This is a genomic window from Pseudomonas sp. NPDC088368, assembly GCF_044753445.1.
Lineage (GTDB): Bacteria > Pseudomonadota > Gammaproteobacteria > Pseudomonadales > Pseudomonadaceae > Aquipseudomonas > Aquipseudomonas bambusae.
This window is the reverse complement of record NZ_JBIVNG010000011.1, coordinates 232397-253523: the sequence shown is the minus strand read 5'-3', so window position 1 is coordinate 253523 and position 21127 is coordinate 232397. Positions and strand designations below refer to the sequence as shown.

The following is a 21127-nucleotide window of genomic DNA, read 5'->3' as shown; positions in this document are numbered from 1 at the left end:
CTGCCGCACCCGAGACCCATGACCAACACACCCCCAGGCAGCAAACTGTCCCGCATCCTCTTTGGCATCCTGGCCTACGTCAGCCTGGCCATCGGCATCATCGCGATTTTCATTCCGGGCCTGCCGACTACCGAGTTCATCCTGCTGGCCGCCTGGGCCGCGACCAAAAGCTCCCCCCGCCTGAGCGCCTGGCTGGAAAACCATCGCCTGTTCGGTCCGATGCTGAGCAACTGGCGCAACGGCAAACTCATCGCCCGCAGCGCCAAAATCAGCGCAACGGTCACGATGCTGATATGTGCAGTGGTCATGCTGGTGGTACTGAAACACAACTGGTGGATCTACTTCGCGGTCACGGGGATGGTGCTGGTGAACGTCTGGATCTGGTCGCGGCCGGAACCGGCGGCGCGAAACGCAGAGTGCTCGGAGTCCTCCGGCCCAGAGTGTGTAAAAACGTCACGAGCGATGATGAGGCAAGGCAAAAACAGGCGAAAAAGCGGAGTCTAGGTTTTCTAAATGAGCATTTTTCGCCTGTTTTTAACGCAGCATCATCGAGTGCAGTAGTTTTTACACGGTCTGGGCCAAAGGTGAACCCCTGACATGGCACACGGTCTGCTCCTTACGATCATCGTCTCTTGAGGGAGCAGTCACATGTTCGAGCCAGGCCATCTGCACATTGCCCAACCCGCCCTGCAGCCGGACGACATCGGCTACGACATCCACATTCGCTACGAAGTGGCCCAGACCGACGCCGGTGCCGGGATGCATTTCACTCTTGAAGGTGAGATCAACGGCAAGGCGGTGAACGAAGTCTTCGACCTTCCCAAAGACAAGGCCTACAACTTCGCCAGCGAAGCCTCACGCATCGCCGAGAAATATGGTCTGCCCAAAGACGCCGACCTGCACGACATGCACGGCGATTACGACGCCATGTTCGAAGACATCCGCGACAAGCTCGACATGAAATCGGGTGATGCGGTGAAACCGGAACATCTGGAATAGCGCTGCCAATCGCCTGCCGCCCTCATGCGGGCGGGCACGCCTTAATCTGTGGGAGCGAATTCATTCGCGAAGAATGGCTCAGGCGCTATAGATGGGTCGTCTGGACCCACGTCTCGCGAATGAATTCGCCCCCCCACACGTCGGTGCATGGGAGGCACACCACGAGGGCCGTCCCGGTCGCACGATGCCACGCCATTTACTGGCATAATCGCCCCCGTCTTCCGCCCGAACTTCTGCCTACCCCATGCGCATCCACGTTACGTTCATCGACCGCGTCGGCATCACTCAGGAAGTGCTGGCGATTCTGGGCGGGCGAAACCTGAACCTCGATGCGGTGGAAATGGTGCCACCGAACGTCTACATCGACGCCCCGACCCTCAGCCACGAAGTGCTCGAAGAGCTCAAGGACCGCCTGTTTCGTGTGCGCGGTGTGGAAGCGATCACCGTTGTCGACATCCTTCCCGGCCAGCGCCGCCACCTGCAACTCGACGCCCTGCTCGCCGCCATGACCGACCCCGTGTTGGCGCTGGACAGCGCGGGTCATGTGCTGCTGGCCAACCCTGCGCTGATCGCACTGTGTGGTCGAGAGCCGGCGGGCGAATCGGTGGGCGAGCTGTTTTCCGATCCGGCCTTGCACGCGGCGTTGCTGGAAAACGGCTTCCGCTTGCCATTGCGTGAGGTCACCCTGAATGGCGAAGCGCTGTTGCTGGACGCCACGCCGATCACCGATGCGGGCGCCCTGCTGACGCTGTACTTGCCGAGTCGCATCGGGGAACGCTTGTCAGCGCTGCATCACGATCACGCGGAAGGTTTCGACGCGCTGCTTGGCGACTCCACCCCAATCCGCACCCTCAAGGCCCGCGCCCAGCGAGTCGCTGCACTCGATGCTCCGCTGCTGATTCAGGGCGAAACCGGCACCGGTAAAGAATTGGTGGCCCGTGCCTGTCACGCCGTCAGCGCCCGTCACAGCGCGCCGTTCCTGGCGCTCAACTGTGCCGCGCTGCCGGAAAGCCTCGCCGAGAGCGAGCTGTTCGGCTACGCCCCCGGCGCGTTCACCGGCGCACAACGGGGCGGTAAACCGGGGCTGATGGAACTGGCGAACCAAGGCACGGTGTTTCTCGACGAGATCGGCGAAATGTCACCCTACCTGCAGGCCAAGCTGCTGCGCTTTTTGAACGACGGCAGCTTCCGGCGAGTGGGTGGGGACAAGGAAGTGCAGGTCAACGTGCGCATCCTCAGCGCCACCCACCGCAACCTGGAAAAAATGGTCACCGAAGGCACCTTCCGCGAAGACCTGTTCTATCGCCTGAACGTGCTGAACCTTGAAGTCCCGCCCCTGCGCGAACGGGGTCAGGACATCCTGCTGCTCGCCCGGTACTTCATGGAACAGGCCTGCACGCAGATTCAACGCCCTGTCTGTAGACTCGCGCCCGGTACTTACCCCGCGCTGCTCGGCAACCGCTGGCCCGGAAACGTGCGGCAATTGCAGAACGTGATCTTCCGTGCGGCCGCGATTTGCGAGAGTGCGCTGGTAGACATTGGTGATCTGGATATTGCGGGCACGTCGGTGGCCCGAGAAAACGACGGCGAGATCGAGAGTCTGGAAGCGGCTGTAGAGGATTTCGAAAAATCATTACTGGAAAAACTCTACAGCCATTACCCCTCGACCCGACAACTGGCCGCACGGTTGCAGACGTCCCATACCGCCATCGCCCATCGGCTGCGCAAATACGGGATTTCGGGGAAGCACTGATTCGTCGCACATCCCGCGTTGATGAATGACCGTTGAGGCGCCTGACGACGCCGAAACCTGTGGGAGCGAATTCATTCGCGATGCGGCTGAACAGACCAAAGATGTGTATTGGTTGTATCGGCGAATTGCGAATGAATTCGCTCCTACAGAAAGATCCCGTTTTTCGTGAATTCACGGTAACGCCCGTCCGCTCGACTAGGGAGGCTGGAACGAATTCGCTACGTCGTAACGTTTTCGTTCCAAATCCCTTATCCCCACGTCTGACAAGGCCTTGATCCCCCTACGGTTTTCAAACCGCGCTTAGCTGTAGCGATTTCGCTACACCTTGCCCCATGGCCAAACCTGCAAACACGCCGAAACCCTTGATCTACGGCCTTCGCACAAGGTTGGCCGCAAACTTGCTATGACCTACCCATCATGCTCGCGCCAACGACGAGCAATCTTTCATTCAGGGGAGTTTCCATGAGCGAGTTGCGTTTTACCGAAGATCACGAGTGGCTGCGGGCCGAAGCAGATGGCAGCGTCACGGTCGGCATCACGGCTTTCGCGCAGGACGCACTGGGTGACGTGGTCTTCGTTCAACTGCCTGAGCTACAGTCTTACGACCAAGGCGCAGAGGCCGCTACCGTTGAATCCGTCAAAGCCGCCAGCGGCGTGTACATGCCACTGACTGGCGAGATCGTCGAGATCAACCCTGCGCTGGACGCCAACCCGGAACGGGTCAACGAAGACCCTATGGGCCAGGGCTGGTTCTTCCGTTTCATCCCTTCCGACGCCGCTGCTGTCGGCCAACTGCTGGATCAGGACGCCTACGACCGTCTGATTAAAGCCAACGCCGAAGCCTGAGGAACGCGCAATGACTGATCGCATCGAATTGAGTACCGCCAACGAGTTCATCGCCCGTCACATCGGCCCGCGCGCCGATGACGAGCAAGCGATGCTCGCCACCCTGGGTTTCGACTCACTGGAGGCCTTGAGCGCCAGCGTCATCCCTGAATCGATCAAAGGCACCAGCGTGCTGGGCCTCTCTGCCGGTCAAAGCGAAGCCGATGCGCTGGCTGACATCAAAGCCATCGCCGCCAAGAACCAGCTGTTCAAGACCTACATCGGTCAGGGTTACTACAACACCCACACTCCGGCGCCGATCCTGCGCAACCTGCTGGAAAACCCGGCCTGGTACACCGCGTACACCCCGTACCAGCCAGAGATTTCCCAAGGCCGTCTGGAATCGCTGCTGAACTTCCAGACCCTGATCAGCGACCTGACCGGCCTGCCGATCGCCAACGCCTCGCTGCTGGACGAAGCCACTGCCGCCGCCGAAGCCATGACGTTCTGCAAACGCCTGAGCAAAAACAAAGGCAGTCAGAAATTCTTCGCCTCCGCTCACTGCCATCCGCAGACCCTCGACGTGCTGCGCACCCGTGCCGAGCCGCTGGGCATCGACGTGGTCGTGGCTGACGAAAACCAGCTGAGTGATGTCAGCGAGTTCTTCGGCGCCCTGCTGCAATACCCGGCGAGCAATGGCGACCTGTTCGACTACCGCGAGCTGGTCGAGCGCTTCCACGCCGCTAACGCGCTGGTGGCTGTCGCGGCTGATCTGCTGGCCCTGACCCTGCTGACGCCGCCGGGCGAGTTCGGCGCCGACGTGGCCATCGGCAGCGCACAACGCTTCGGTGTGCCGCTGGGCTTCGGCGGCCCACACGCCGCTTACTTCTCCACTAAAGACACCTACAAGCGCGACATGCCGGGCCGTCTGGTGGGCGTGTCCATCGACCGTTTCGGCAAGACCGCCCTGCGTCTGGCCATGCAAACCCGTGAGCAACACATCCGTCGCGAGAAGGCGACCAGCAACATCTGCACCGCGCAGGTCCTGCTCGCCAACATCGCCAGCATGTACGCCGTGTATCACGGCCCGGTCGGCCTGACCCGCATCGCCAACCGCGTGCATCACCTGACCGCGATCTTTGCCAAGGGCCTGAGCCAGTTGGGCCTGAACGTCGAGCAAGCGTTCTTCTTCGACAGCATCACCCTGAACACTGGCGCAAAAACCGCCGAACTGCACGACAAGGCACGCGCCCTGCAAATCAACCTGCGCGAAGTGGACGCCGAGCGCCTGGGCGTTTCGCTGGACGAAACCACTCAGCAAGCCGACGTCGAAGTGCTGTGGAAATTATTCGCCACCGATGGCCAGGCCCTGCCTGATTTCGCCGCACTGGCCAACAGCATTGAAGCGCGCCTGCCTGCTGAGCTGAAGCGTCAATCGCCAATCCTCAGCCACCCGGTGTTCAACCGTTACCACTCCGAAACCGAGCTGATGCGTTACCTGCGTCGTCTGGCCGACAAAGACCTGGCGCTCGACCGCACCATGATCCCGCTGGGCTCGTGCACCATGAAGCTCAACGCCGCCAGCGAAATGATCCCGGTGACTTGGGCCGAGTTCGGCAACCTGCACCCGTTCGCCCCGGCCGAGCAAAGCGCTGGCTACCAGCAACTGACCGACGAACTGGAAGCGATGCTCTGCGCCGCCACCGGTTACGACTCGATCTCGCTGCAACCAAACGCCGGTTCCCAAGGCGAATACGCGGGTCTGCTGGCGATCCGCGCCTATCACCAGAGCCGTGGCGATGAGCGTCGCGACATCTGCCTGATCCCGTCGTCCGCCCACGGCACCAACCCGGCGACCGCCAACATGGCCGGTATGCGCGTGGTGGTGACGGCGTGCGATGCGCGCGGCAACGTTGACATCGAAGACCTGCGTGCCAAGGCCATCGAGCACCGCGAACACCTCGCGGCGCTGATGATCACCTACCCGTCGACCCACGGCGTGTTCGAAGAAGGCATCCGCGAAATCTGCGGCATCATTCATGACAACGGCGGCCAGGTGTACATCGACGGCGCCAACATGAACGCGATGGTCGGCCTGTGCGCGCCGGGCAAGTTCGGCGGCGACGTGTCCCACCTGAACCTGCACAAAACCTTCTGCATCCCGCATGGCGGTGGCGGCCCGGGCGTAGGCCCGATTGGCGTGAAGTCGCATCTGGCGCCATTCCTGCCGGGTCACGGCAAGATGGAGCGCAAGGAAGGCGCGGTCTGCGCGGCGCCGTTCGGCAGCGCCAGCATTCTGCCGATCACCTGGATGTACATCCGCATGATGGGCGGCGAAGGCCTGAAGCGCGCTTCGCAGCTGGCGATCCTCAACGCCAACTACATTTCCCGCCGTCTGGAAGAGCACTACCCGGTGCTGTACACCGGCACCAGCGGTCTGGTGGCCCACGAATGCATCCTCGACCTGCGTCCGCTGAAAGAAACCAGCGGCATCAGCGTCGATGACGTGGCCAAGCGCCTGATCGACTTCGGCTTCCATGCACCGACCATGTCGTTCCCGGTCGCTGGCACGCTGATGATCGAGCCCACCGAAAGTGAGTCGAAAGAAGAGCTGGACCGCTTCTGCGACGCCATGATCAAGATCCGCGAAGAAATCCGCGCGGTCGAAAGCGGCGCGCTGGACAAGGAAGACAACCCGCTGAAAAACGCCCCGCACACTGCAGCGGAGCTGGTCGGCGAGTGGAGCCATCCGTACAGCCGCGAGCAGGCCGTGTACCCGGTCGCCTCGTTGATCGAAGGCAAATACTGGCCGCCGGTCGGTCGTGTGGACAACGTGTTTGGCGACCGCAACCTCGTCTGCGCGTGCCCGTCGATCGAAGACTACGCGTAAAAAAACAGCCCCGAGCTGTCAGCTGCAAGCTACAAGTGAAAGCGGATCTGCTTTGGCTTGTAGCTCGCCGCTTGCAGCTCGCCCCTCGCTACTGCTTTTCACCGGAGCCTGATCATGTCCCTGAGCGTGTTTGACCTGTTCAAGATTGGCATCGGCCCCTCCAGTTCCCACACGGTGGGCCCGATGCGTGCCGCTGCGCGGTTCGTCGAGGGCTTGCGCCGTGATGACCTGCTTTCCTCCACCGACAGCGTCAAGGTCGAGCTGTATGGCTCGCTCGGGGCGACCGGCAAAGGCCACGGCAGCGACAAGGCCGTGCTGCTGGGCCTGGAAGGTGAACACCCCGACACCGTCGACACCGAACACGTAGCCGACCGCTTGCAGCGCATCCGCGGCAGCGGGCGCATCAACCTGTTGGGTGAACACGACATCGAGTTCATCGAAAAACAACACCTGGCGATGATCCGCAAGCCACTGCCCTACCACCCAAACGGCATGATTTTCCGTGCCTTCGACGGCGCTGGCCTACAGATTCGCAGCCGTGAGTACTACTCCGTCGGCGGCGGATTCGTGGTGGACGAAGACGCAGCGGGCGCTGATCGCATCGTCGAGGACAGCACCCCGCTGCCCTACCCGTTCAAGACCGGCAAGGAATTGATGGCCCACTGCGCAAGCACCGGGCTGTCGATCAGCCAGGTCATGCTGGCCAACGAATCCGCTTGGCGCACCGAGGCGGAAACCCGCGCCGGGCTGCTGAAAATCTGGCAGGTCATGCAGGATTGCGTCGAAGCCGGTTGCCGCAACGAGGGCATTCTGCCGGGCGGTCTGAAGGTTAAACGCCGGGCTGCGGCGCTGCATCGCCAACTGTGCAAAAACCCCGAAGCCGCCTTGCGTGACGCGCTCTCCGTGCTGGACTGGGTCAACCTCTACGCACTGGCGGTCAACGAAGAAAACGCCAATGGCGGGCGCGTGGTCACGGCCCCTACCAACGGCGCGGCAGGGATCATTCCAGCCGTTCTGCATTACTACATGCGCTTCATCACCGGTGCGAGCGAAGACGGTGTGGTGCGCTTTCTGCTCACGGCGGCTGCCATCGGCATCCTTTATAAAGAAAACGCCTCGATCTCCGGCGCCGAAGTGGGCTGTCAGGGCGAAGTCGGCGTGGCCTGTTCCATGGCGGCGGGCGCGCTGTGTGAAGTGCTGGGCGGCAACGTGCACCAGGTCGAGAACGCTGCCGAGATTGGCATGGAACACAACCTCGGCCTCACCTGCGATCCCATTGGCGGTCTGGTTCAGGTGCCGTGCATCGAACGCAACGCGATGGGTTCGGTGAAGGCGATCAACGCCGTGCGCATGGCCCTGCGCGGCGACGGTCAGCATTTCGTCTCGCTGGACAAAGTGATCCGCACCATGCGCCAGACCGGCGCCGACATGAAGAGCAAATACAAGGAAACCGCCCGTGGCGGGCTGGCCGTGAACATTATCGAGTGCTGATCTCAGCCTGAATTTCATCGGGCGCCGTGCGGTCAACGCCACGCGCCCGGAAACGCATTGAAGGAGTCAACGATGTCCACAACAGAACTGTTGAAAACCCCGCTCAACGCCCTGCACCGGGAACTCGGCGCCAAGATGGTCGAGTTCGCAGGCTACGACATGCCCGTGCAATACCCGGCAGGCGTGATGAAGGAACACCTGCACACCCGCGATCAAGCCGGGCTGTTCGACGTGTCGCACATGGGTCAGATTCTGCTGAAAGGCGCCAATGCCGCCAAGGCGCTGGAAACCCTGGTGCCCGTGGATATCATCGACCTGCCGGTGGGCATGCAGCGTTACGCAATGTTTACCAATGAAACCGGCGGGATTCTGGATGACCTGATGGTCGCCAATCTGGGCGACGACACGCTGATGCTCGTGGTCAACGCCGCGTGCAAGAACGAAGACCTGGCGCACCTGCGTCAGCACCTCGGCAGCCAGTGTGAAATCACGCCGCTGTTCGAAGCACGCGCTTTGCTGGCCCTGCAAGGCCCGCAGGCCGTGACCGCACTGGCACGCCTTGCGCCCGCCGTCGCAAAAATGACGTTCATGCAATACGCCCCTGTCCAGATCGATGGCATCGACTGTTTCGTCAGCCGCTCGGGTTACACCGGCGAAGACGGCTACGAAATTTCCGTACCCGTGGATCAGGCTGAATCGCTGGCGCGGCGTCTGCTGGCGGAACCGGAAGTCGCCCCGATTGGCCTTGGCGCTCGGGATTCGCTGCGTCTGGAAGCGGGCCTTTGTCTCTACGGTCACGACATGAACACTGAGACCACGCCTATTCAGGCCAGTCTGTTGTGGGCCATTTCCAAGACTCGTCGCGCTGATGGCGCCCGTGCGGGCGGCTTCCCGGGTGCAGAACAGGTCTTCGCCCAGCACCAAAGCGGTGCAGCTCGCAAGCGTATTGGCCTTCTTCCGCAAGAACGCACGCCGGTGCGAGAAGGCGCGGAAATCGTCGATGCCGATGGCAAAGTGATCGGCGCAGTGTGCAGCGGCGGTTTCGGCCCGACGCTGGGTGCGCCGCTGGCTATGGGTTATGTGGACGCTGCATTCACCGCACTCGAAACGCCGGTCTGGGCTATCGTCCGTGGGAAGAAGGTGCCTATGCTTGTGAGCAAAATGCCTTTCGTTGCGCCACGTTACTTCCGCGGCTGATACACCCGTCAAAAAACTGCGGCACCGCAACAGTGCAAGTCACTGTTCGAATGCCGCAGTCTGGCGCTCCCCAAACAGCAATCAAACTGTCAGAAAACTGCACTTCCAGATACGTCTCAACAGTAAAAACTATCGATTCACCGCCCCTGGTAAAAGTTTTCAAAAAATGGCCGAAAGCCCCTGAAACCGGGCTTATCCGGGGCTTGTTTTTCTTGCGGCAGTTAGCGTAGAGTTTCTCGACTGTGTTTGCATAGGTCGCTGGGATCGTGACCTGGGCAGTAGCGCCAAAAGCAATGCTACATCCCGCTCTACGTTTCTTCTTCCTGCAACCAGCCCAGTACTCTTTCGTGTGAAAGAGACTGTCATTAATTTATGCTCCAAGGAATAAGAAAATGTCTCAACGTCAGAGCGGTACCGTTAAGTGGTTTAACGACGAAAAAGGTTTTGGTTTTATCACTCCAGAGAGCGGTCCGGATCTGTTCGTCCACTTCCGCGCTATTCAGGGCAACGGCTTCAAAAGCCTGAAAGAAGGCCAGAAAGTGACTTTCGTCGCCGTGCAAGGCCAGAAGGGCATGCAGGCTGACGAAGTTCAAGCCGAAGCCTAAGTCGCAAAATCAAAAGCCCCTGATGTCACCATCAGGGGCTTTTTTATGCCTGCGATTCAGTAAACTGGCTGCACCTCGGCGAATGAGCGCTGCCCGTGCCCAGACATCCATTGCATCCCCAAGGCGATTTCCCCCCTGCCGGATTGGGCCGCCGCTTCGCTGCCATCTGCTATGACGGACTGTTATGCGTTGCCCTGCTGATGGTCACGACCTTCCTTTATAAGCTGATCTGGATGGGTTTCATCGGCGAGGCGAAATTGCGTCAGTTGTCCGAGTCCGGCGCGCTGGATGGCGACCCGCTGCTCTCGACGATTCTGCTGTTCACCCTCTTCGCGTTCTTCGCCAAATTCTGGACCCACGCCGGGCAGACGCTGGGCATGCAGGTCTGGGGTATCCGCGTGCAAAACCCCGACGGCACCGGAATCAGCCTCTGGCAGGCGTTGCTGCGCTTCGTGGTGGCCATCGCGTCGTGGTTGTGCGTGGGAATGGGTTTTTTCTGGTGCCTGATCGACAAACAGAACCGCAGCTGGCATGACCTGTATTCCGAAACGCAACTGGTGCGGATTCCGAAACGGAAGACCTAGGAAGGCACAAAAAAGCCGACCCAGAGGTCGGCTTTTTTCGTTGCAAGCCTGTGATCAACCTGCCCGGCGCAGCAACCAGACACCCGCCAGCGCGCACACACCAGCGGGCACCAGCACCGCAAACAGCGGCGAGAAGCCGAACACCAGACTCGACGGGCCCAGCAGGTCTTGGGCGATGCGGAAGGTGAAGCCCACCAGCACGCCGGTGAACACCCGTTGCCCCAGCGTCACCGAACGCAGCGGACCGAAGATGAAGGAAATCGCCATCAACACCAGCGCCACTGTAACCAGCGGCTGGAAAATCTTGGTGTAGAACGCCAGCCAATAACGCCCGTTCGCCAGGCCCTGATCCGCCAGGTAATGCGCATACCCGTACAACCCGGTCATGGACAGCGACTCTGGCGGCAGCACCACGGTGCTCAGGAGCTGCGGGCTCAGGGCGATGTTCCAGCGCTCTTCCGGTGTATTGACCACCTCTGTACGGCCTTCATGGAAAACCGTGGTCGACACGTCCTTGAGCTGCCAGTAGTCCGTCTTGTAATTCGCCTGCTTGGCGAAACTGGCGCTGAGCATGTGGCGCTGATCGTCGAAACGGTAGCGCGTCACCCCGTACAGCAAGCCATTGGGCTGCACGGTATTGATGTGGATGAACTCATCCCCCTGACGGTGCCACAGACCGTGCCGGGCACTCTGTGCGTCACCGGTGCCCTGGGCCAGCGAACGGGCGGCCTGGGCGGACGCTTCGGTGACGGGCGCGACGTATTCGCCGATCAACAGGCCCGCAACCATCAGGATCAACATCGGCTTCATGACCGCCCAGACGATACGTCCGATGGACACACCCGCCGCTCGCATGATGGTCAGCTCACTGCTGCTGGCCAGCGCGCCGAGGCCGATCAGACAGCCAATCAGCGCCGCCATTGGCAGCATGTCATAGAGACGACGCGGCGCAGTCATGACCACGAAACTGCCCGCGTCCCAGAAGGTGTAGGTGTCGCTGATGTCTGCCATCTCGTCGATGAACGCGAACAACGAGGCCAGGCCGAGAATGATGCCCAGCACGGCCAGAATGGCCATGAACACGCTTTTGCCGATGTACCAATCGAGCTTAACCATGAGCCACCTCCGACGCGTCGCGGCGACTCTTCATTTTCAGGCGCATCGGCTCCCAGTACAGCAGCCCCAGTCCGATGGCGAGGAAGATCACGTGGACCCACCACAACCCCAGCGGCCCCGGAATCTTGCCCTTCTCCAGCGCGCCGCGCGCGGCGATCAGGATGGTCAGGTAGGCCATGTACAGCAGAATGGCGGGCAACAACTTGAGGAAGCGGCCCTGACGCGGGTTCACCCGCGCCAGCGGTACGGCCATCAAGGTCACGATGAAGACCAGAATCGGCAACGAGATGCGCCATTGCAGCTCGGCCTTGTTTCGCAGGCTGCTCTCACCTGTGAGCAACTCGGTGGTTGGAATCGCGTCGCGGTCGGTGATTTCGTCGCTGATATCTGGCTTCGGCAACAGGGCGCCGTAGGTGTCGTACTTGATCGCACGGTAATCGGCCTGCCCCGGATTGCCGTCGTAGCGATAGCCGTTGGTGAGGATCAGGTAGCGGCTGCCGTCAGGCTTGATTTCCTGCTTGCCCTTCTCGGCCACCAGTACGGTGATGCCGTGGTCTTTCTTTTCTTCCAGCTTCTTTTCGGAGATGAACACGCCGCCGAGGTTGATGCGGTCGTCGGTCATGGTCTCGGTGTAGGTCACGCGGCTGCCATCACGCAGCAACTGGAAACGGCCCGGCACCAGGGTGTCGAACTCGGTCATGGCGTCCTGTTTGTTGATCAGCAGCTGGAACTGAGTCGCGCCCTGAGGCGCCAGGCTGAAACTCAGCCACGCCACCAGCAGCGACACCAGCGCGGCAGGCGCGAGGGTCATCCACAGCAGACGTTGCTGGCTCATGCCGGTGGCGGCCAGCACGGTCATTTCGCTTTCCAGGTACAAACGGCCGTAGGCGAGCAGGATGCCGAGGAACAGCCCCAGCGGCAAAATGAGCTGCATGAAACCTGGCAGGCGGAAGCCCATGATCAGAAACAGCACGCCTGGATCGAGCGCACCGGAGGCCGCCTGAGCGAGGTACTTGATGAAACGGCCACTCATGATGATTACCAACAACACGGCGCTCACAGCGCTCAAGGTAACCAGCACTTCTCGGGACAGGTAACGGAAGACAATCAAACCAGACACTCCAGGGTCGTCACGCTCAGACAGCCTGACAAGGAAATGGGTCAATCATGGGACGCGCGACCGCGAACCAGCGAAAAAATATGCGGCATTATCCTGTGATTGGGTGTGTCTGTCACTGAGCGCGCCGGATACTTCCTTAACCCGGGCTGACACGGGGGCAGTTAACGGGGTTGTCATCGGTCCGTCAGCGGGGTCAAACTGCGGGCCTTGCCGCGAGCGCCGTGCTGCAAGGCATTGGCAGCCGTCGCGTCGCGCATTCATTTGCGATAACCCACAGTTTATTCGGGGACCCCGACATGGAATTGGTTGTTAAGAGCGTCAGTGCAGAAACCTTGAAGACCGCCACACTGGTGGTCGCTGTCGGTGAAGGCCGTACCCTGAGCGACATCGCACAAAGTATCGATACCCTGAGCGGCGGCGCCATCAGTGCCGTGCTCAAACGCGGCGACCTGGCCGGCAAAGTGGGCCAGAGCCTGTTGCTGCACAGCCTGCCGAACCTCAAGGCCGAACGCGTCCTGCTGGTGGGCACCGGCAAAGAGCCTGAGCTGGGCGACCGCCCTTTCCGTAAACTCATCAGCGGCGTGTTGAACACCCTGAAAAGCCTGGGCGGCACCGATGCAGCCTTTGCGCTGGATCACCTGAACGTCAAAGGCCGCGACATCTACGGCAAGAACCGCCTGCTGGTGGAGACACTGGTCGATGGCGAATACGTGTTCGATAAATTCAAGAGCCAGAAAGTCGATCCGCGTGCCTTGAAGAAAGTCACCCTGCTGACCGCCAAGGCAACCGTGGCCGATGTCGAGCGCGCCGCCAAGCATGCACAAGCGATTGCGGCCGGTGTGGCCGTGACCCGTGATCTGGGCAACATGCCGCCGAACATCTGCCACCCGACCTACCTGGGCGAACAGGCCAAGGCATTGGGCAAGGCGCATAAAGGCCTGAAGGTTGAAGTCTTCGACGAGAAGAAAATCGCCGAGCTGGGCATGGGTTCGTTCCTCGCCGTTGGCCAGGGCAGCGCCCAACCGCCACGCCTGATCGTCATGCAGTACAACAACGGCAAGAAAAGCGAAAAGCCGTTCGTGCTGGTCGGTAAAGGCATCACCTTCGACACCGGCGGCATCAGCCTGAAGCCGGGCCTGGGCATGGACGAAATGAAGTTCGACATGTGCGGCGCCGCCAGCGTGTTCGGCACCCTGAATGCCGTGCTGCAACTGCAGCTGCCGATCAACCTCGTGTGCATCATTGCCGCAGCCGAGAACATGCCGAGCGGCAATGCCACCCGCCCTGGCGACATCGTCAAGACCATGAGCGGCCAGACCGTTGAAATCCTCAACACCGACGCCGAAGGCCGTCTGGTACTGTGCGACGCGCTGACCTACGCCGAACGCTTCAAGCCGCAAGCGGTGATCGACATCGCCACCCTGACCGGCGCGTGCGTCGTGGCACTGGGCGGCCACACTTCCGGTTTGCTGGGCAACAGCGATGCGCTGATCAACCAAGTGCTGGAAGCCGGCAAACGCGCCGACGACCGTGCGTGGCAACTGCCGCTGTTCGACGAATACCAGGAGCAACTGGACAGCCCGTTCGCAGACATCGCCAACATTGGCGGTCCGAAAGGCGGCACCATCACGGCGGCTTGCTTCCTCTCGCGCTTCACCAAATCCTACGAGTGGGCGCACCTGGACATCGCCGGTACGGCATGGCTGAGCGGCGGCAAGGACAAGGGCGCCACAGGCCGTCCGGTGCCGTTGCTGACCCAATACCTGCTCGACCGCGCTGGCGTGTAAAACGCCCTGGACCCCGCCGCTGCCTTTCTCGAAAGGTCCCGGCGGGGCTCACGCTCTGGAACGTTCATGACTCAAGTCGATTTTTACATCCTGCCCAGCGCCGACCCGCTCGCGCGTCTGGACTTCGCCTGCAAACTCACGGACAAAGCCTGGCGCCTCGGGCATCGCGTTTACCTGCATTGTAGCGATGCCGAGCAACGTGCTGAACTGGACGCCCGCCTGTGGCGTTTCAAAGGCGAAACCTTCGTGCCCCACGGCGCGGTCGAGGACGATCACGACGCTCCGGTGGCATTGGGCATCGGCGACGATCCCGGCCCTCATCAGGATTTGCTGGTCAACCTTGACCTGCGCATCCCCGAATTTTTCAAACGTTTCGCTCGCATCGCGGAGATCGTGGTGGAGGAACCGTCCATCCGGCTGGCGGCGCGAGAGAGTTTCCGCTTCTACCGTGAACAGGGCTATCCTCTGCAGGATCACCGACTGCAGCGTCTTTGAGCACACGATGGACAATACAAAACACCTGAAAGACTCCGCGCATTTGCTGGATGACCTTGAGTCCATCCGCCAGTTGCTCGGCGATGATTCCCTTCAACCGCCTCTGCTGACCGACACGGTCCAGAGCGAAGGCCAGATCCCCTTGTTGTTCGACGTGGTCAGCGGTCAAGTGATTGCTGCCGACGAGCACGAGGCCCGCGCCGACGACATTCCGGTGCTGACGGCCGAGCCTGTCGCCGCTCTGGCCCCCCCCGCGCCTGCCGCCGCGCAGCCCGAGACGGAAGCCGTTCGCGCACCAAACCCTGACGACCTGCTCCACCTCGACAGCGAACTGCGCGCCGCCGCGCAATTGATCATGCAAGACGTGATCGACGACTTCGCCCCGCACATCGAAAACGAAATCAAGCGTCGCCTTGAGGCGCGGCTGGAGCGGTTGTTGAACCAGCACTAGCGCGGATCGCCTGCAACGCGGTCTCGCTTTTGCCCGCAGGGCGTAGGAGTTGGCTTGCCTACGATCTGCTGCGAAGCGGCAGCACAACCGGCTCACTCGGTGTGTCAGGTAAATCGCATGCTTAGGATTCGCTGCCGCTTCGCGCCAGATCGCAGGCAAGCCAGCTCCTACGCCCTTCGGGCAGAATCAAAAGCGCCAGGCCGCGCCGCTCTCTAGCTTGCCGCTCGCCGCTTATCGCTTGCGGCTTCCCACAGCTTGTAGCTTGCCGCTGCTTCAAAAAGCTATACTTCCCGGCTTTTCCGACTGAAAGCAGATCAGGTTCCCGCCGCGCATGGACAAGACCTACCAGCCGCACGCCATCGAAACTTCCTGGTACCAGACCTGGGAGTCCGAAAACTATTTCGCTCCGCAAGGCGCGGGCGACTCGTACACCATCATGATTCCGCCGCCGAACGTCACCGGCAGCCTGCACATGGGCCACGGTTTCAATAACGCGATCATGGACGCCCTGATCCGTTTCCGCCGCATGCAGGGTCGCAACACCCTGTGGCAGCCAGGCACCGACCACGCCGGTATCGCCACCCAGATGCTGGTCGAGCGTCAGCTCGAAGCTCAGGGCCAGAATCGCCATGACCTGGGTCGCGAAAAATTCCTCGAAAAAGTCTGGGAGTGGAAGGATCAGTCCGGCGGCAACATCAGTCGTCAGATCCGCCGCCTGGGCTCCTCCGTGGACTGGAGCCGTGAGCGCTTCACCATGGACGACGGCCTGTCCGAAGCCGTGAAAGAAGCCTTCGTGCGCCTGCATGAAGACGGCCTGATCTACCGTGGCAAGCGTCTGGTCAACTGGGACACCAAGCTGCACACCGCGATTTCCGACCTCGAAGTGGAAAACCACGATGAGAAAGGCAACCTGTGGAACCTGCGCTACCCGCTGGCCGACGGCGCCAAGACCGCCGAAGGTCTGGATTACCTGATCGTCGCCACGACCCGTCCGGAAACCATGCTCGGTGATGCCGCTGTCGCCGTGAACCCGAACGACGAGCGCTACAAGGCCCTGATCGGCAAGTTCGTCGAGCTGCCGCTCGTAGGCCGTCGCATCCCGATCATCGCCGACGATTACTGCGACCCTGAATTCGGCACCGGCTGCGTGAAGATCACCCCGGCTCACGATTTCAACGACTACGAAGTCGGCAAGCGCCACAACCTGCCGCTGCTGAACATCTTCGACAAGAACGCCAACGTGCTGGCCGCTGCTCAGGTGTTCAACCTCGACGGCACCCTGAACGAAACCGTCGACGGCACCCTGCCGGCTGAATACGCAGGCCTGGACCGTTTCGAAGCGCGCAAGCAGATCGTCGCAGCCTTCGACGCCGCAGGCCTGCTGGTCAGCGTCGATGACCACGCCCTGAAAGTGCCGAAAGGCGACCGCTCCGGCACCATCATCGAGCCATGGCTGACGGACCAGTGGTACGTGTCCACCAAGCCACTGGCCGAGCCTGCCATCGCCGCCGTCGAAGACGGCCGCATCGCCTTCGTGCCGAAGCAGTACGAAAACATGTACTTCTCCTGGATGCGCGACATTCAGGACTGGTGCATCAGCCGTCAGCTGTGGTGGGGCCATCGCATTCCGGCCTGGTACGACGAGTCCGGCAAGGTCTACGTCGGTCGCGACGAAGCCGAAGTGCGTGCCAAGCACAACCTCGGCCCGGACGTTGCGTTGCAACAGGACAACGACGTTCTCGACACCTGGTTCAGTTCCGGCCTGTGGACCTTCTCCACCCTGGGCTGGCCTGAGCAGACCGAATTCCTGAAAACCTTCCACCCCACCGACGTGCTGGTGACCGGTTTCGACATCATTTTCTTCTGGGTCGCCCGGATGATCATGCTCACCATGCACCTGGTGAAGAACGAAGACGGCACCCCGCAGATTCCTTTCAAGACTGTTTATGTGCACGGTCTGGTCCGCGATGGTCAGGGCCAGAAAATGTCGAAGTCCAAGGGCAACGTCCTGGACCCGCTGGACATTGTCGACGGTATCGAACTCGAAGCCCTGGTGCAGAAACGCACCAGCGGCATGATGCAGCCGCAACTGGCCAAGAAAATCGAGAAGCAGACCCGCGCCGAATTCGCCGACGGCATCGCCAGCTACGGCACCGACGCCCTGCGCTTCACCTTCTGCTCGCTGGCCTCGACCGGTCGTGACATCAAGTTCGACATGGGTCGCGTCGAAGGCTATCGCAACTTCTGCAACAAGATCTGGAACGCCGCCCGCTACGTGCTGGACAAGGGCGAAGACTGCGGCCAGAACGGCGAAGAAGTCGAACTGTCGCTGCCGGATCGCTGGATCATCTCGCAGCTGCAACGCACCGAAGCCGAAGTGACTCGCCAGCTGGATCAATTCCGTTTCGACCTCGCCGCGCAGGCGCTGTACGAGTTCATCTGGAATCAATACTGCGACTGGTACCTGGAGCTGTCCAAGCCGGTGCTGTGGGACGAAAACGCGCCGATCGAACGTCAGCGCGGCACTCGCCGTACGCTGGTTCGCGTGCTGGAAGTGGCCCTGCGTCTGGCGCATCCGTTCATGCCGTTCATCACCGAAGAAATCTGGCAGCGCCTCGCGCCGCTGGCCGGTGCGCAGGGCAAGACCATCATGCTGCAACCGTGGCCGGTGGCGAACGAAGCGCGCATTGACGCCGCTGCCGAAGGCGACATCGAATGGCTCAAGGGCCTGATGCTCGGCGTGCGTAACATCCGTGGCGAAATGAACATCGGCCCGGGCAAGCCGCTGCAACTGTTCCTCAAGAACGTCAGCGCCGAAGACCAGCGTCGTCTGAACGAGAACGAGCACCTGCTGAAGAAGCTGGCCAAGCTCGAATCGTTCACCGTACTGGCCGCAGGCGCCGAAGCACCACTGTCCGCCACCGCTCTGGTGGGCGAGATGGAAGTGCTGGTGCCGATGGCTGGCCTGATTGACAAGGGCGCCGAGCTCGCGCGTCTGGACAAGGAAATCCAGCGCCTGCAAGGCGAAGTCCAGCGCGTGGGTGGCAAGCTGTCTAACGCCGCCTTCGTCGACAAAGCGCCGCCTGACGTCATCGCCAAGGAGCGCGCCAAGCTGACCGAGGCCGAACAGGCACTAGGCAAGCTGGCCGAACAGCACGCACGGATCGCGAGTTTGTAACGACCGACTCAGCCCCCTTTTACCCAAGCGGGCTGACCACCACAAACCCTGTAGGAGCCGGCTTGCTGGCGAACCGCCAGATCAATCGACATTGAGGTGTCTGATCTGACGATTTCGCCAGCAAGCCCGCTCCCACAGGGTTTTGTGTTTTAACCGGAAAAGACCCGCAATGACTAAACCCGAGCAGCCCAAGCCGCCTCGCAAGAAACCGAAACCCGCTCAGTCAGCCAAACCTGCCGAGCCGCGCGAGAAGGCCAGCCTGCACCCGCGCAACCGCCATCAGGGCCATTACGACTTTCCACGCCTGATCAAGAGCAGCCCAGAGCTGGGTCAATTCGTGATCACCAACCCCTATGGCAAGGAAAGCATCGACTTCGCCAACCCGGCAGCCGTGCGGGTGTTCAACCGCGCGCTGCTCAAGGCGTTCTACGGCATCGCCCATTGGGACATTCCGGCAGATTACCTTTGCCCGCCAATCCCCGGCCGCGCCGATTACTTGCACTTTCTCGCCGACCTGCTCGCCGAGGACAACGCTGGCGTCATTCCCCGTGGCGCCGCGATCAAGGCGCTGGACATCGGCACGGGGGCCAACGGCGTCTACCCGCTGATCGGCCATAGCGAGTACGGCTGGCACTTCGTTGGCTCGGACATCGACACGGTCGCCCTCGCTTCAGCCACCACCATCGTCAAGGCCAACGCGCTGGGCAAGGCCATCAGCCTGCGTCAGCAGGGTAATCGCAAACACATCCTGCTCGGGCTACTGCAAGCAGACGAACGCTTCGACATCAGTCTCTGCAACCCGCCCTTTCACGCCTCCGCCGAGGAAGCGTTGCGCGGCAGCCAGCGCAAATGGCGAGCACTGGGCAAGGCCGATCCCAAGCGCAAACTGCCGGTGCTGAACTTCGGTGGGCAGGCGGCGGAATTGTGGTGTGAAGGCGGCGAAGCGCGTTTCGTCGCGCAGCTGATTACCGAAAGCGCTCAAGTGCCAACGCAGGTGCTGTGGTTCAGCACGCTGGTGTCGAAAGCTTCGAACCTGCCGCTGATCCAAAGCACGCTGAAAAAGGCAGGGGCGGTCGAGAGCCACGTGGTCGAGATGTCACAGGGACAAAAACAAAGCCGCTTCGTGACCTGGACCTTTCACGACAAGGCCCAGCAACAAGCCTGGCGCGCAGAGCGTTGGGGGCAGACCAAGGCATAACGCCTACCCCGTCCACTGTCATTTCTGACAGTAGACGGGCATTTTTTCAGGCCCATAATCTGGAACCTTCTTGCATCGATTGCCAGGGAGGCCAGCCATGCGCCGCATCGTCTGCGTCATCGCGCTATTCGTCACGTTCATCAACACGGCTTGCGCCCTTGATCTGGCAGTCGACCCCAATCCCCAGGCAACCGCCCAGCGTCTGAATGACAGCTACAACAGGACGGTCAACGACTGCAAAGAACCCGACACAGGCGCCACACGAGGCCATTACTACTGCAGCGGCGTCACCTTGCGCATGGTCAACGACGGCGCTTTTCTGCCGTGGACGTACAGCTTCTACGCCCTGCAGACCGGCGCGACATCCTGGACATGGATCCGCAAGGACCTGAGCATTAGCGTGCTGGCGCATCCGGCAGGCTTCGTCCTGAATACACCCGCAGACGCTCAGGCCCTGGGCCTACCGGCATTGGACAAGGGCTGGACCTGCATTTACACCTTTGACGGTTTCACCGGCCCCGACCGCAACTGGTATGGCTGCGGCCCGTTCAACGACAAATCCTTTGCGCCCCCCGCCCAGCCGTCCACGCAAAACAAGAACAAGGAATGGGCCTTCGGCACCTGCGCCCTGCAAAACGTCACCAGCGCCGAACAATGGAAACAGAAATACCCCGGCGGCCCTCAACAGCCGATTCAAACCACCCAATGCTCCTGGAACGCCGAAGTGCCCGCACAGTGGGATGCCATGATCGCAGCACACGAAGCCAGGGCCACAACGCCAGCGTCGGACTATTTTGCCGAAAGCAAATATTTCAACGAATTCATGCTCAAGAACTTTCCTGACAATGACGGCAGCGAGATGAAGCGCTACATCGCGGCCTTTATCTACCTGCCGCCGGGTGCGCAGAACTTCGGCGTCAGAGGCGATAACGGAAAAGCCGCCGCGCAGCAAAGCGGGATCGACAACGCCCGGCGGTTCCAGCTCAAGCTGTATCAGGAGGGTTATGCCGTGCCGGTCCTCAGGATAGACTTCAGCAAGCCTGCACAGCAACGCTTCAGCTATAACCCGGCCGATCAATTCGTCTGGTTGGGCGAAGGCAGCGGTGTTCCGCGTCAGTACATCGCCTCGGCGACGTGGTCTCAGTTCACCGACAACGTGACTGGGCAAAAAGTGTGGTCGCTGAAAGTGATCCCTACTGCGCGCGGCAAGACGTATCAGGCCAATGACCGCAAAGCCATCTACCTTGAGCTGCAGCAGTTCAAGGGGGCGGACCCGCAATGGCGTGACGAGGAGAGAATGCCAGGCAGCATGGAAAGCCAGCTCAATTGCATCATCGACAACTATCCCGGCCGTGCTGACTGGAATCTGGAACCCTTCCGGCCGCTCGTTTCGAAGGCCGCTGCCAAGGCCGCCGGCTGCAACCCCGTCCCTAAATGA

At 61.1% G+C, this 21127-nt stretch carries 16 protein-coding genes and 1 pseudogene; 15 read left to right on the top strand and 2 right to left on the bottom strand.

Annotated features, from left to right (window positions below):
* Positions 1–18 precede the first annotated feature (18 nt).
* From ACIQAL_RS24350 to ACIQAL_RS24310, 9 genes and pseudogenes are all read left to right on the top strand, one after another.
* Positions 19–408, top strand: a pseudogene (locus ACIQAL_RS24350) (YbaN family protein); the annotation flags it as partial.
* Positions 409–648: 240 nt separating this feature from the next.
* Entirely contained in the window at positions 649–999 is a 351-nt protein-coding gene (locus ACIQAL_RS24345; protein WP_401150098.1) for a DUF5064 family protein, read from the top strand.
* Positions 1000–1243: 244 nt separating this feature from the next.
* Entirely contained in the window at positions 1244–2752 is a 1509-nt protein-coding gene (locus tag ACIQAL_RS24340; protein ID WP_401150096.1) for a sigma-54-dependent transcriptional regulator, read from the top strand.
* A gap of 462 nt (positions 2753–3214) precedes the next feature.
* A complete protein-coding gene (gene gcvH, locus ACIQAL_RS24335) occupies positions 3215–3598 on the top strand; it encodes a glycine cleavage system protein GcvH (RefSeq protein ID WP_166596413.1) in 384 nt (127 codons plus the stop codon).
* A gap of 10 nt (positions 3599–3608) precedes the next feature.
* Positions 3609–6467, top strand: a complete 2859-nt coding sequence (gcvP, locus tag ACIQAL_RS24330) for an aminomethyl-transferring glycine dehydrogenase (protein WP_401150094.1) — start codon at positions 3609–3611, stop codon at positions 6465–6467.
* 114 nt (positions 6468–6581) lie between these two features.
* A complete protein-coding gene (locus ACIQAL_RS24325) occupies positions 6582–7958 on the top strand; it encodes an L-serine ammonia-lyase (RefSeq protein WP_401150093.1) in 1377 nt (458 codons plus the stop codon).
* 72 nt (positions 7959–8030) lie between these two features.
* Complete coding sequence (gene gcvT, locus ACIQAL_RS24320) at positions 8031–9155, top strand: glycine cleavage system aminomethyltransferase GcvT (protein WP_401150092.1); 1125 nt, start codon at positions 8031–8033, stop codon at positions 9153–9155.
* A gap of 392 nt (positions 9156–9547) precedes the next feature.
* Positions 9548–9760 carry a cold-shock protein gene (locus tag ACIQAL_RS24315; protein ID WP_003175786.1) on the top strand — a complete coding sequence of 71 codons (213 nt, stop codon included), beginning with the start codon at positions 9548–9550 and terminating at the stop codon, positions 9758–9760.
* Positions 9761–9855: 95 nt separating this feature from the next.
* Positions 9856–10344, top strand: coding sequence for an RDD family protein (locus ACIQAL_RS24310; RefSeq protein ID WP_401150090.1), 489 nt, complete (start codon positions 9856–9858; stop codon positions 10342–10344).
* Positions 10345–10398: 54 nt separating this feature from the next.
* Here ACIQAL_RS24310 and lptG read toward each other — a convergent pair whose 3' ends face one another.
* Both lptG and lptF read right to left on the bottom strand, forming a co-directional pair.
* The gene (lptG, locus tag ACIQAL_RS24305; protein ID WP_401150088.1) at positions 10399–11460 is read right to left on the bottom strand and encodes an LPS export ABC transporter permease LptG; all 1062 of its coding nucleotides are present in this window, start codon (positions 11458–11460) and stop codon (positions 10399–10401) included.
* On the bottom strand, positions 11453–12571 hold the full coding sequence (lptF, locus tag ACIQAL_RS24300; protein WP_166596589.1) for an LPS export ABC transporter permease LptF: 1119 nt from the start codon (positions 12569–12571) through the stop codon (positions 11453–11455). The genes lptG and lptF overlap by 8 nt, the downstream gene beginning before the upstream one ends.
* 305 nt (positions 12572–12876) lie before the next feature.
* On the opposite strand from lptF, the gene ACIQAL_RS24295 reads away from it, so the two are divergent.
* From ACIQAL_RS24295 to ACIQAL_RS24270, 6 genes are all read left to right on the top strand, one after another.
* Complete coding sequence (locus ACIQAL_RS24295) at positions 12877–14367, top strand: leucyl aminopeptidase (protein ID WP_401150087.1); 1491 nt, start codon at positions 12877–12879, stop codon at positions 14365–14367.
* A 66-nt stretch (positions 14368–14433) separates the two neighbouring features.
* Positions 14434–14862, top strand: a complete 429-nt coding sequence (locus ACIQAL_RS24290) for a DNA polymerase III subunit chi (protein ID WP_296179595.1) — start codon at positions 14434–14436, stop codon at positions 14860–14862.
* 7 nt (positions 14863–14869) lie between these two features.
* Positions 14870–15313 (top strand): DNA polymerase III subunit chi, encoded by a 444-nt coding sequence (locus ACIQAL_RS24285; protein ID WP_401150085.1) that lies wholly within the window; start codon positions 14870–14872, stop codon positions 15311–15313.
* Between the two features lie 331 nt (positions 15314–15644).
* Positions 15645–18491, top strand: a complete 2847-nt coding sequence (locus ACIQAL_RS24280; protein ID WP_401150083.1) for a valine--tRNA ligase — start codon at positions 15645–15647, stop codon at positions 18489–18491.
* A gap of 169 nt (positions 18492–18660) precedes the next feature.
* Positions 18661–19689 carry a 23S rRNA (adenine(1618)-N(6))-methyltransferase RlmF gene (rlmF, locus tag ACIQAL_RS24275; RefSeq protein WP_401150081.1) on the top strand — a complete coding sequence of 343 codons (1029 nt, stop codon included), beginning with the start codon at positions 18661–18663 and terminating at the stop codon, positions 19687–19689.
* Between the two features lie 97 nt (positions 19690–19786).
* On the top strand, positions 19787–21127 hold the full coding sequence (locus ACIQAL_RS24270; RefSeq protein WP_401150080.1) for a DUF2599 domain-containing protein: 1341 nt from the start codon (positions 19787–19789) through the stop codon (positions 21125–21127).